Origin of the sequence: Streptococcus sp. HMSC36C04, assembly GCF_001839535.1 — a bacterium.
In the GTDB taxonomy this organism is placed as follows: domain Bacteria; phylum Bacillota; class Bacilli; order Lactobacillales; family Streptococcaceae; genus Streptococcus; species Streptococcus hominis.
In genome coordinates this window covers 2,499-15,036 of the sequence record NZ_KV841605.1, presented here as the reverse complement: position 1 = coordinate 15,036, position 12,538 = coordinate 2,499, and the positions used below count along the sequence as shown (strand labels likewise).

Genomic DNA, 12,538 nt, shown 5'->3' with positions numbered 1-12,538 from the left:
GATTATAACCCTGTCTCTTATCGTATCTTTGAAATTTCAAGTCGAAAAGAGCCTTCTGCCTTTCTTATTGTAGAAGGCTTTAAAATGTCAGATGTCCCTGAAGGGCGTCAAAAAGTCGTCTTCCCTCGTGGGATTGCTATTGAACGCCGTAACTTCCGCTTTGGAGGCAAACGTAAACATGAAAATGTCATTGTGGCGGAAGAAATGCGTACGGTAAAGTCTAAATAAGAAATAGAATAGGAGAAATACTATGACTGTAAAATTTGCTGCTGATGTGATTGAAACTTTTGATACTGCAAAAACGCTTGGAACACTTAATTTTCTTGAAGCTCTTCCTAGTATGAAATGGGAAGATTACCTTGAAGAAGGAACGGGTGAAGAAAAGCGTCGTGAAACAGATGAAGTGGACTATGTAGATGTGAAGCTCTACTCTTCTGCTGTAAACGGGGATATTACCGTAACGGTTCCACCTGAAGCCAAAGTGGCTCAAATGACCGCTGAAAAGAACTACAATGAGGAAGTAACGCTGGTAGCTCCTACAGCTCGCTTCTGGTCAAATTCAGAAACCATTAACAATCGCCGTGTCCTAACAAGTGGGGTTAAACTACGGGCTAAAGATGTGATGCTAGTGGGGAAGCCTGAACCTAAAAAGGAAGGATAATTGTCTATGAAGCTGTTCACCTATCGGGGAATTCGTGTTCGGAAGTTTCATGAGAAAATCAAACGGCTAACCTTTGCTCTCTTTCTGCTGCCCTTTCTCCTTGGAGGGGGCTTTTTAGCTTACCTGTACCAAGACCAACTTCAAAACCAATTTCAACGTAACCCGCTAACCTACGGGATTCTTTTTGGTGGAAGTGTATTAGGATTGTTGCTACTAGGTGGCTTGGTACAAGTGATTTGCTATCGAAAATTTCTTTTCTTTAGCCGTCTAGATAGTTTACGGATTCTTTCCCACTTTTTGCTAGATAATAACTTGTATAAGGTTAAGAAAGTTAAATCAAATCATCACACAAGGGAGCGAATTCTATTACCCAAAGTGTATTTGAAGCGTGACCGTTTTAGTATTACCGTTTCACTCCACCTTCAAGGTAGCCGATTCCAAGACCGTTTTATTGCTCTTGAAAAGCCTCTTGAAATTATGTTTGACGGAGACTTTATGAATAAGCAATTTACCAAAGGCTACGTGTCCTACACCATTGCCATTGACCAATTTTCAGGTCGCTTATCTATCTTTGATGTTAAGATGACCGAAAAAGGCATTTACCTGATGAAAGATGTCTATTGGGATTTCAATAAACACCCACACTTGCTGATTGGCGGTGGAACGGGTGGCGGTAAAACAGTTCTTTTGATGATTTTGATTTGGGTCTTAGCCCAAATTGGTTATGTGGAAATTCTTGACCCAAAGCGCTCTGATTTTGTCGGATTGAAACAGATTCCTGTCTTTAAAGGTCGGGTTTACTGGGATAAACAAGAAATGTTAGCTTGTTTAAAACGTGCCGAGCAGGAAATGGACAAGCGTTATGACTACATGACCAGTCACCCCGATTATCAAGCAGGGAAAAAGTATTATGCTTACGGACTAAAACCTCGTTTTATCGTCATTGATGAGTTGGCAGCCTTAGCCGCTAAACTAGAACGGGATTACCAATCATCTGGAGACTTTATTGAATACCTGACAGAATTGATTTTGAAAGGTCGCCAATCTGGAGTTATCATGATTGTCGCTATGCAACGCCCTGACGGAGAATACCTCAAAACGTCTTTACGTGACCAATTTATGAAACGGATTTCTGTTGGACACTTAGAAGATACTGGGAATAAAATGATGTTTGGAGACGCTAATGCGAATAAAGTTTTCAAAAAGATTGATGAAATTGACGGTGAGGAAGTTTCCGGTCGTGGTTATATTGCAAACGGCGGAGAAGTGGCTAGAGAATTTTATTCACCTATTGTTCCCCTTGAGGAAGGATTTTCTTTCTTTGAAGAATATAAGAAGCTAGCTGTCTTAGATGACCCATTATTAGAGACAACAGAAACTACGCAAACGTCATCATCTGACCTGTCCGTTGAACAAACAGAATCTTCCCTCCTTCCTCTGAATGACTTTGCCAAGGAAGCAGATGTACCCATTTCAACCTTACGAAACCTTGTGAAATACATAGAAGAACAGGACTATACATTCGTAAGAAGGGACAACCGTATTCTGCTAGATGAAGCAGATATTGCTTTGTTGGAGGAAATTGTGATAGAGAAAGAACAGGCTGACTTGCCTTATAAGCAAGTTGTCCTTCAGCACTTTGAAACCCCTTCTGAGCCAGCGTAGGCACGAAGGTCAAGGTCAGGGCAAGGCCCGTCCGACCTGCCCGACCGAGCTGACAAGCGGGCGTTTTGGGGCGTGCCTTAGGCACGCCCCAAAAGGGCTTAACCTCCCATTTCTAATAGGGGGGTTAAAACTAACACAAGCCCTTAAAAGGCTGTTCTTATCCCAATGACTAGCCTAGCTAGTATGAACACAAAAAAACAAATACTTGTACAATTTCTTGTCAAGTGTTATAATAAGAATAGTCTTAAAGTGAGGTGATATAAAATGGAAGCTGTCGTCTATTCAAATTTTAGAAACAATTTAAAGAATTACATGAAAAAAGTCAACGATGAATATGAGCCTCTAATGGTTGTCAATAAAAATCCTGATGAAAATATTGTGGTCTTATCTAAGGAAAACTGGGATAGTATTCAAGAAACCATTCGTCTAATGAATAATGATTATCTTTCAGACAAGATTCTATCAGGAATGGAACAAGTCAAGCAAAAGAAAGTCATTCAACACCCATTATTAGAGGTGGAAGATGTTTAACTTTACAGAACAAGCTTGGAAAGATTATGTTTCTTGGCAACAAGAAGATAAAAAGATACTCAAACGTATCAATCGTTTAATAGAGGATATCAAACGAAATCCTTTTGAAGGGATTGGAAAGCCTGAACCCTTAAAATATCGTTATTCCGGTGCTTGGTCTCGTAGAATTACAGATGAACACCGATTAGTCTATATGGTGGAAGAAGATGAGATTTATTTCTTATCCTTTCGAGACCACTATAAATAAAAGCAGTCATTATCCATTGGCTGCTTTTTTGTTTGCTGAAAGGAGATTGTGATTAGTGTTAACCAACATAGATTTAAAGCGTATCAGGCTTGAGTTAGGATTTACCCAGCGCAAAATGGCAGCGATGATGGGTTATAGTTACTACAATTACCGAAACATTGAACAAGGTCAACGAAAGATGACCAAGGAATTTGAACAAACACTCTTTCACTTTCTGAATCGCAAATCAGAAACCAAACTAGAAAGTACGGTAGACTGGTTAAAAATTCGGTTTAAAACACTTGATTTTAAAGCTGTCATCACACACGTTCTAAAATTAAAACCAGCGGATTTTTTTCACGAAGAAAAAAGCCTATACGGATATTCAGATATGGTAACTTATGGTTCGATTCGGGTGCTTTATTCCCATTCTGAAAAGAAGGCAGAAGCTGGAACGCTGATTGACTTAACAGGAGGTGGTTGTCGTGAACTTGAATTGTTATTAAAACAACAAGGTCGGAATTGGTTTTCTTTTCTTCATGATGTCTTTCTCTTTGCGGAACAAGAACGAAAAGATAGACCCTTGGAGGACTTTTTAGCCTTCCCACGCTTTGATATTGCCCTTGATGAATTGTACAAAAAGTCAGGCAATCTTGACTTATTTGATATTAAAAATCGGATTTTTGACAATAAAATCATCATGCGTAAACTCCGCACCTTTACCGCTATTGAGGGCTTGAAAAAAGTTGAAAATCGCTTTGTCAATCAAGGTGTGACCTTAAACTTTGGCAGTCGTCAATCCAGTCTCATGATTCGCTTTTATCAAAAGGATTATGAACAAGCCCTCTTAAAAGATGTTTCTGTTGACTATATCCATGAAGCTTATAATTATAAAAACCGTTATGAGATTGAACTACATGATACCAAGGCGTTTGATATTTTAAAAGAATGGTATACGCTGGAAACAGACTTGACCAAAATAGGCGCTCGGATTTTAAATAACTATTTTGAAGTGAAAGATTGGAACGGCAACTATGATAGTGAATGGGATAACCTGCTTGGCACACAAGCGGGTTTTAAATTTGTCACACGTCCCCGTCAAATTAACTATGCAAGGACAAAACATTGGGTCACAAAACAAGTCTCTAGTGCTTTGAAATTGTTGAAAATCGTTGATATGGTCTATCAGACAGATGAGCTTTCAGAAATCATTTCTGAAGCCTATCTAAGTAACAATCATACGAAACTAGCAGAAGAAATTTGTGAACGAAACGGAGTTGATTTTAATGTCATTGTCGGACAGATATAAACCTATAAATATCCCCGATAAATTCAATCGTCCTCTTCAAACAAAGACCTTCCCAGTCGGTTATGAAGAACTCTACCTATCGTTTTACGATTTTGAATTGGTCAAAGATTTGATTGATTATTGGGGGCTTTTATATTATCAACCTAAGAAAGATTCTGAATTAAAATATGCGGAACAATTTAGAAAGCAATCCTTTAAAGATGAAAATCACCGACAAAATGCGATTAAAAAGGCAACTAGACAAGAGGCTAGGCAGCCTTTTTTTGAGGAATTAAAAACAAAACCATTAAACAAGATGAGTCAAAACGCTCGCTGGGTGGCAGAGATGCTCCTACAGACGGGTTATGCTCAATTGGTACTATAAAACTGAAAGGAAAAAAGGAAATGGAATATAAAGTTGAATTAAATAGTCTGGACAATTTCAGGGCTTGGTCAGGTGCACGCAATACACTAGCCACTGTCCGTGAACGGGGGGATATGGACAGACTAACCTCACTTGGTGAAGATATTTTTTCAGGAAGTATCCCCACAGAAACAGAAATCAATGATTGGCTTTGGTTTGATTCTGATGATATTTATCGATTTCTTGGCTATCATGATTTGGTAGAAGATGACGTATGAAGCTTGTAAAGAAAATTTACGAGGGAATTTCCTGCTTTCCTGATAAAAACGAATTCTGGAATCTGTACATTGTCCTGATGAAGGAAAAAGAGTTTTTCTTAGACGCTTTTGCACGGGACACCCTTGACCTTGATTATCCCGCCCACTACCAACACGCTTATTTTACACTGGATGGTCAAGTGTTAGATTTCAATCAACACATGACGACACAACTTGTCACTCTTTTTAGACAGGTTATCTTAGAAAATCAAACAACATTTATGGAGGAACTGATAATGGCAACACAAAACACACTCGAAAAGAAAGTCAGAGCGGTCTCATTGGAGCTAGGAGAACTGATGAAAGCCCATGATGATAAAGAAGCTTGGAAAAAAGCAGGGGAATTGCACGGGCTTCTTAAAAAAGAAGAGGTGAAACAACTCCCTGAAGCACTGGTTGAAAGTCTCCATGCTGAATTGCGAGGTTACTATTATGTCAATAGTGAACTCAATAAACTTCATAAACAGCTTTACGCCAAAGGAAATAAATTGATTGAACTAGCCAATCAGTAAGGAGCACTTATGAATACAGTAAAACTTATCTATCATCACTTGAAAACTTATTTGGGAAATTTTACTAAACGCCCTAAAAAGAAAGGAAAACCCACATTAACCCTTGCCAACAAAAAAACAGTCAATCTTGCCGTTCTGTCAGGATTGGCTTTTATTTTGCTAGTGGGGCTACTAGGAGGCATTCGTGCGATGACAATATCTAGTAAAGTTACCAATCTTGAAAAAATGATAGCTGCTAAACAACCCACTTCTTCTACTTCTTCTGCTCCTCAAACAATAGATAATCGCCTGCAATATTATCTGAATGATTTTGTAGAGTGTTATTTCACCATTCCTGCGGATTCAGACGGTCAAACCAAACAAGCTAAGCAATTAAAGAGCTTCTACGGTTCAGAGCCTGATATTCAAGCACAAGGTCAAGTCAAAAATCCTAGCCAATTGAGCTGGTCACGTTTGCTAACCGTTACAGATAATGTGGCAACGTATGAGGTGCATTACAAACAAATGGTAAAAAATGGGGATAAGACAGAAGAAAAAGAATTGGTGACGGGGTTTAATATTCCTTATGCTAAAACAAAAACAGGCTATTATGTTACGGGCTTACCTTGGTTTTCAAGTTTATCGACCAATCAGGCAGATAAGAAAAGCACCGATACAGAAGTCAAACTCAATCAGTCAGATAGAGTTTCAGAGAAAGCAAAGAAGAAACTGGATAAGTTTCTCAATGTTTTCTTTACCAACTATACTACTGACCAAGACAACTTGGACTTAGTGGCTCACAATGTAACGGTTGTAAAAAATGCTACTTTTAAAACCTTAGATTTTAGTTACTACAAAGCAACTGATAAAGCAGTTATGGCCTATGTTCAAGTGACGTTTGAAGTCGCAGGCTCTACACATGCTGAAAACTTCACCTTGACCTTATCAGAAAAAGGGAAGTCCTATTATGTGGAGAAAGTCAGCCATACAATCCCTGCTAATTACGCAAATACAAAAGAATAAAAGGAGAGTTTAATCAATGAGTTCATCTAATTTACAAACATGGTTACAAGGAGATGGCTTCTGGTTCATTACCTTTGGAGCGATTATTCTTATCATTCTAGCTTGGAGAAATAGCTCTTGGGGGCGTCTGTTTTCAACCCTTATTTTCTATACTGTTATTGCATCTTTAACAGGAGGTGGAAAACAGTTGCTCCATGTCCTTGGCTGGTTCCTCCGTCTCTTTGGAATTGAAACGGGGTTGTGATATGGAAGAAGAACGATTGTATGATTATGCTAGAGGGATAAACGCTCCCTACTGGATTCAAGAAGTTAAAACACAAAAAGGAAAACGCATTTGGTATTTTGCGACACCCATGCAACTTTCCTTTTTTGTGGTCTTTGCCCTCATCTTGATTTTGATGTTGACGGCGTTTAGCTCACTTCTTCTTCCGTTAAACAAATTAACGCATTCCATTTCATGTTATCTTTATTGGTATATCCCTTATAAACTCGCTAAGTTCTATACAGAATATGAACCACAAGGAAAGAAAATGCACGTTTTCTTATGGGATTACATCTGCTATCTTATAGATTTTCGTCTCAATCATAAAGCGATTTATCATGAAGATAGAATGAAAATGATGGATGAAGAAGAAATCGTTTTTGAAAAAACAGATTTATAAAGGAGGTCTAATGGTTTTAAAACTAGTCTATCCGATTCTTAAAACACAGGATAATATAGCTTTAACAACAGATAAAACGGTGATGAGTTTTTATCGTATTCCCAACACTCCCATCACCATTACTGATAAAGCTAAGAAACAAAAACACAAGCTGACAACTGCTCAGCTAATAAAAAAACTGGTTAAAAACAAGTCCTTTGAAGTCTCCTTGATTCCAAAGGACTATTTGCTAGAAGAAAAGATGAAAGACTTTTCTCATGCCTTGTCCCCCGATAGTCAAGCATTGGGGGAAGAACTGTTGCAGTATTCGACAGACAAATTGACACAAGAAATGGAAATTCCCTATCAGTTTGACTGGTTGATTGGTGTCAATCTTTTAAAAGATGACCAGAACACCACCGTTCAGGATATGGCGGTTGAGCGCTTCTCTGAAGTCTCTGAAATGATTGCTAATAGCATGGGCTTTCAATATGAGATTCCTGAAGATTGGGCGCAAGATTATCTGGTGAGTGAAACGACTATCTATCAAACCCTTTCTGCTCTTCGGGCACAACGTTTGACCAATGAAGAGCTCTTTTACTATCAACGCATGCAATACTTGCGCTATATCCCTCATCTAAAGCAAGAAGTCACCGCCAATCGGGCGCTCTTTAATGTGACAGATACCGTCTTAAGACCAATGGCAGGGGGCTTTATGAAGTTAGACAGCCCCTATAGCTCTTCTTTTCTCACCATACTTCCGATTGCTAAAACACCCATTATTTTTAATGGCTTTCATCTGGGAGAATTTACCCAACGCTTTAATTTCCCTGTAGAACTACGGATTAAAGCAGAATTTATCGAAAAGAACTCTTTAAAAGGACGAATGGCACATTCTAATATTCGTTACCGCAATATTATGAATGAAGCCGAAAGTACTGATACCGTCCAACAAGATGAAATTATTCTGGGGGCAATGTCCCTCAAAGACTTGATGAAAAAGGTTGGTGGGAAAGAAGAAGTCATTGAATATGGAGCTTATCTCATTATTGCTGCTTCTAGCCTATCCCAATTACGACGTCGCCGTCAGGTAGTCTTAAGTTACTTTGAGGATATGCACGTAGAAGTGAGTGAAGCTAGTCATGATACGCCGTATCTCTTCCAGTCTCTCCTTTATGGTCAACCGCTTGAAAATAAGACCAGAACGTGGACACACTATGTCACTCCAAGAGGCTTTGCGGAGCTAATGCCGTTTACCAATACAGCTTCAGGAAACCATATTGGCTGGCATATTGGACGGGTGGATAATTGGACAGGTCGGTGGGAAAGTATTGAAAAGGCACAAGAAGCGTCTAAAAATATGGTGCTCTTTAATGCGACCGTTGGAAATAAAGAAGGGATTGCAGGAAAACTCACAAAGAATCCACATATCCTGATTACTGGCGCAACGGGTGAAGGAAAATCCTTTTTGGCAGAACTTATCTTTCTTCTAACCTCTCTTCAAGATGTGAAATGCTTGTATGTTGACCCGAAACGCTCTATCCGGAAACACTTTGAAGCAATTGCTCATCACCCAGACTTTGAAAAACGATTCCCACTTTTTGCTGAACATATCAAACAGATAAACTTTGTCACTTTGGATAGTAAGGTGAAATCCAATCATGGAGCTCTTGACCCAATTGTCATGTTGGATAAAGATGACGCTGTTTCGGTTTCAAAAAATATGCTCAATTATCTTATTTTCTCTAACAAGCGAATGAAGGTCACAATGAAGCAAATGACCGCTATTTCTAGAGCGATTAACAAAGTGGTAGCTCAAAGACAAGCGGGAGAAACCGTTGGGTTAAAACACGTCCTCAAAGAGCTCACCAATAATCCAGATGGCACTATCTTTGAAGTAGGAGACTATCTAACATCTATTGTAGAAAATTCCATTTTGGAATTGGCTTTTTCAGACGGTAACGTAGAAGGATTGTCTTATGATAAACGAGTGACTGTTTTAGAAGTAGCAGACTTATCCTTACCAGATAGTAAAGATAATCAACAAGATGTCACCCCAGACGATAAAGAAATCAATTCTACGGCTCTGATGTTTGCCTTGGGAGCTTTCTGTACACGCTTTGGAGAACTCAATCGTTATGAAGATACGATTGAATTTTTTGATGAAGCGTGGGTTCTAATGAAGTCGGCAGAAGGACGAGCTGTTATCCAATCCATGCGCCGTGTTGGACGCTTCTTTAACAATGTCCTTTGTCTGATTACCCAATCCGTCCATGACGCTGAAGGAGATGATGATACCACAGGTTTTGGGACACTCTTTGCCTTTAGAGAAGACAATGAACTTTCTGATATTTTAGAACACGTTGGACTAACGGACAATGAAGAAAATCTGGAATGGATTAAAAATATGATTTCAGGTCAATGCCTCTATAAAGATGTTTACGGCAATCTCAATATGATTTCCATTTATAACATTTTTGATAGTATTGACCCACTTCTAAAACCAATGAAAACTACTGTTTCTTCCAATCTTGAAAATAAATACGCATCTTAAGGAGGTGAGCTTGTGCAAGAAGCATTTGAAAAATTAAAAGGCATGGATATTTTTTCTTTAAAATCTTATACAGTACAAACTGGATTTTTGGATATTAGCGGAATCTGGGTGATGTTCAACGAAATCTTTGTCAACTTTCCCTTTTTCCTCCTTAACCTCATTGTTGGTTTCTTCTCCTTGATGATTCGGATTTTAGAAAATGTCCGTCTTTACGACACTTACAAGCAATACGTCTTCAATGGGGCTCAATCCATTTGGCGTGGCTTTACAGGAGCTACTTCTGGTGTGGCTCAGTCATCATTAGTCTTTCTGATTCTCCTTTGCCTAGCTTTTTATCTTTTTTATCAGTTCCTCATTTCTAAAGGCAATTTCTCTCAAAGATTGCTTCATGTCCTTCTGGTTCTCTTTTTAGGCTTTGGTTGGTTTGGGACAGTTGCTGGAACTTCTGGTGGATTGTATCTGCTCAATACAGTAGACAATGTCGCTAGTACTACGATTCATCACATTTCTAATGTCTCTGTCTCCTACGGAAAAAATCAGTCTTTAAAAATAGGGTCTTCCGTAGCTGATTCTTATATCGCAGAAACCTCTTATAAAGCCTATCTCTTTGTCAATACAGGACAAGAAAACGGGAAATACAAAAACCGTCAAACAGGAAAAGAAGAACTGTTTGATGATTCAAAAGTCCTAGGCAGCTTGGATAAATCAGGCAAATTTAAAGCCGTTTCTACCGCAGATAGAAATGATTACTTAAAAATGGGAGACGGAGCTAACGATGATAAAGAGAAAAACCGTTGGGTATCAGCCATTCCTGACTATATCCCTGTCAAGTTCTTCTATATCCTTTTTAAAATGGTAGAAGCAATTGTCATCGCCATTCCTATTGTCTTAATTCAGTTGCTCAATGTCCTTGCACAAGCCCTTGTCCTTATCATGATTCTTCTTTTTCCTATTGCCCTTTTGGTTTCCTTTATTCCCAAAATGCAAGATATTCTTTTTGGAGTTTTTAAGGTCATGTTTGGTGGTCTTGCTTTCCCAGCCATTACAAGCCTGTTAACTTTGGCTTTACTTTACCTTGAAAAAATCATTGAAAACTTAGTAAGTAGTGGCTTTGATAAGGTTATTGGAGATTTTTCTTCCTTGTCTACTTTTAGCGCTCTCTTTGAACTAATCGTCTCTGTTTGTGCTAAAGGTGTGATTTATTGGTTGCTTTGGAAATACAAAGGAGAATTGATTGAATTGTTACTCGGTTCACGAGCAAAGATTACGTTTGATGAGATAGATACCAAAGTCAAAGAAACCGTGACAAATGGACAGGAAACTATGAAGCAGCTACCTACAAAAGCCACTAACGCCTTTGAAATGGCTCAAACATCTGGAAACTTTTTCCTTGCTGGAGCGGGATTTGGAGCGGGACTATTCATGAATGCTGGTAAACAGATGAAAACTCTTTTTTCAAATCCCCATCCGACTTCAGAAAAAACAGAAAGTTCAACACCTTCAGAAAATGACGAGGAGGAAACACCCGCTACTTCTTCCTTTGAAGAAACAGGCGTTCCCGACGAGGTAACAACACCATTTCAAGAGCCAGATATGCCAATGGAGACTTTTGAATCTGCTATTCAGGAAGAAGACACAAGCGTTCAACCTTTTGACACAGAACCTTCTCCGCTAATGGATACAAAGCAAAGCAGAGAACAGAAAGAGTTTGAAGAGCGCCGTCAAAATCGCCTCTCTTGGAGACAAAAACATCACATCAATAAACTTGAAAAGGAATTAGAACCTTATAAAGATGATGAAGCATTATACCAAGCGCAAGGTTCAAATGCCTTTATCAGGAACTATCGTAAAACCTTGCCAAAAGACGATAAATTAAAAGTCAATATCAACCGTAAACATCAGATAATAGAGGAATTAGCACGATTGAGAGGAGGAAAGGAATGATGAATACACGCATTTATTCTAAAAGAGGTTTTGAACAGACGGTGAACAATGCGGTTGCCCTTGCCTATGAAAGGAGAAAGCCTTCTATTGACTTTCTCCTTTTATTTTCAGTAAAAGAGGCTGAGAAAGAGCAATTGTTGGCAACTATCAAAGAAAATCCTCTTATTTTGACGGCTCAATGGCGATTTGAAACAGTGATAATGACAGTCTATGTGAAAACTTAGGAGGGAAGATGAAGAAAAAACTAGTAATTGTTAGTGCTTTAAGTGCTCTGTTTTTACCTTTGTTTTTAGTCGTCATTATCATGGGAGCTTTCGCTGGTAGTGCGTCTTCTAATGGTCAAACAAACGGTTTACAAACCAAACTGACCGCTAAAGAGGTTGCTCAAAAAGCTAATATTTCAGAAGAGCGGGCTAATGATGTCATAAAAATCCTCAATTATGAACTTTCACAAGAACAATTTACTATCGCAGGAGCTTCTGGAAGCTTAGCGGTTGCAGAACGTGAAAGTAGATTTGACCCTAAAGCAGTCAATACAGGTGGTGGTGTAGCTGGGTATTTCCAATGGTCAGGCTGGTCTTCCACTATCAATGGGAATCGCTGGTCAAAAGCAAAGCAAAAGAAATTAGATTCTGATATTGAACTAGACCTATTATCTACAGAGTTAAACGGCTCTTATAATAAAGTAAAAACAGAAATGCAAAAAGCGACTGACCCTGAAAAGGCAGCCCTTTATTGGTCAGAACATTATGAAGGGGTCGCTTTATCAGACGGTCAAACCAAAGCTAGTGAGCTGAAGAAGAATGCGAGAAAATGGTATAACCTCTTCAAAG

At 38.8% G+C, this 12,538-nt stretch carries 16 protein-coding genes; all 16 read left to right on the top strand.

From position 1 onward, the window contains the following. Window positions 1–228: hypothetical protein (locus HMPREF3249_RS07910; RefSeq protein WP_070867557.1), on the top strand; the 228-nt coding region annotated here is incomplete at its 5' end. A gap of 22 nt (window positions 229–250) precedes the next feature. Further along, on the top strand, window positions 251–661 hold the full coding sequence (locus tag HMPREF3249_RS07905; protein WP_059221292.1) for a DUF961 family protein: 411 nt from the start codon (window positions 251–253) through the stop codon (window positions 659–661). A 6-nt stretch (window positions 662–667) separates the two neighbouring features. Next, window positions 668–2,326, top strand: coding sequence for an FtsK/SpoIIIE domain-containing protein (locus HMPREF3249_RS07900; protein ID WP_059221294.1), 1,659 nt, complete (start codon window positions 668–670; stop codon window positions 2,324–2,326). A 264-nt stretch (window positions 2,327–2,590) separates the two neighbouring features. Then, window positions 2,591–2,857 carry a type II toxin-antitoxin system Phd/YefM family antitoxin gene (locus HMPREF3249_RS07895; protein WP_049533166.1) on the top strand — a complete coding sequence of 89 codons (267 nt, stop codon included), beginning with the start codon at window positions 2,591–2,593 and terminating at the stop codon, window positions 2,855–2,857. Then, entirely contained in the window at window positions 2,850–3,104 is a 255-nt protein-coding gene (locus tag HMPREF3249_RS07890) for a Txe/YoeB family addiction module toxin (RefSeq protein WP_049533167.1), read from the top strand. The genes HMPREF3249_RS07895 and HMPREF3249_RS07890 overlap by 8 nt, the downstream gene beginning before the upstream one ends. A gap of 55 nt (window positions 3,105–3,159) precedes the next feature. Continuing rightward, window positions 3,160–4,392, top strand: a complete 1,233-nt coding sequence (locus HMPREF3249_RS07885) for a replication initiation factor domain-containing protein (RefSeq protein WP_059221296.1) — start codon at window positions 3,160–3,162, stop codon at window positions 4,390–4,392. Next, a complete protein-coding gene (locus HMPREF3249_RS07880; RefSeq protein WP_049533169.1) occupies window positions 4,370–4,756 on the top strand; it encodes a hypothetical protein in 387 nt (128 codons plus the stop codon). Before HMPREF3249_RS07885 ends, HMPREF3249_RS07880 begins: the two co-directional genes overlap by 23 nt. A 20-nt stretch (window positions 4,757–4,776) precedes the next feature. Then, complete coding sequence (locus HMPREF3249_RS07875) at window positions 4,777–5,013, top strand: hypothetical protein (RefSeq protein ID WP_000456039.1); 237 nt, start codon at window positions 4,777–4,779, stop codon at window positions 5,011–5,013. After that, window positions 5,010–5,564 (top strand): hypothetical protein, encoded by a 555-nt coding sequence (locus tag HMPREF3249_RS07870; RefSeq protein ID WP_049533170.1) that lies wholly within the window; start codon window positions 5,010–5,012, stop codon window positions 5,562–5,564. The genes HMPREF3249_RS07875 and HMPREF3249_RS07870 overlap by 4 nt, the downstream gene beginning before the upstream one ends. A gap of 9 nt (window positions 5,565–5,573) precedes the next feature. After that, window positions 5,574–6,566 (top strand): conjugal transfer protein, encoded by a 993-nt coding sequence (locus HMPREF3249_RS07865; protein WP_049533171.1) that lies wholly within the window; start codon window positions 5,574–5,576, stop codon window positions 6,564–6,566. A gap of 16 nt (window positions 6,567–6,582) precedes the next feature. Beyond that, on the top strand, window positions 6,583–6,810 hold the full coding sequence (locus tag HMPREF3249_RS07860) for a hypothetical protein (RefSeq protein ID WP_002271001.1): 228 nt from the start codon (window positions 6,583–6,585) through the stop codon (window positions 6,808–6,810). A gap of 1 nt (window position 6,811) precedes the next feature. Then, entirely contained in the window at window positions 6,812–7,228 is a 417-nt protein-coding gene (locus HMPREF3249_RS07855; protein ID WP_049533172.1) for a conjugal transfer protein, read from the top strand. A gap of 10 nt (window positions 7,229–7,238) precedes the next feature. Then, on the top strand, window positions 7,239–9,761 hold the full coding sequence (locus tag HMPREF3249_RS07850; protein WP_059221298.1) for an ATP-binding protein: 2,523 nt from the start codon (window positions 7,239–7,241) through the stop codon (window positions 9,759–9,761). Window positions 9,762–9,773: 12 nt separating this feature from the next. After that, on the top strand, window positions 9,774–11,705 hold the full coding sequence (locus tag HMPREF3249_RS07845) for a hypothetical protein (RefSeq protein WP_059221300.1): 1,932 nt from the start codon (window positions 9,774–9,776) through the stop codon (window positions 11,703–11,705). Beyond that, on the top strand, window positions 11,702–11,929 hold the full coding sequence (locus HMPREF3249_RS07840) for a hypothetical protein (protein ID WP_059221302.1): 228 nt from the start codon (window positions 11,702–11,704) through the stop codon (window positions 11,927–11,929). Before HMPREF3249_RS07845 ends, HMPREF3249_RS07840 begins: the two co-directional genes overlap by 4 nt. Before the next feature lie 8 nt (window positions 11,930–11,937). Next, window positions 11,938–12,538: phage tail tip lysozyme (locus HMPREF3249_RS07835; protein WP_257369493.1), on the top strand; the 601-nt coding region annotated here is incomplete at its 3' end.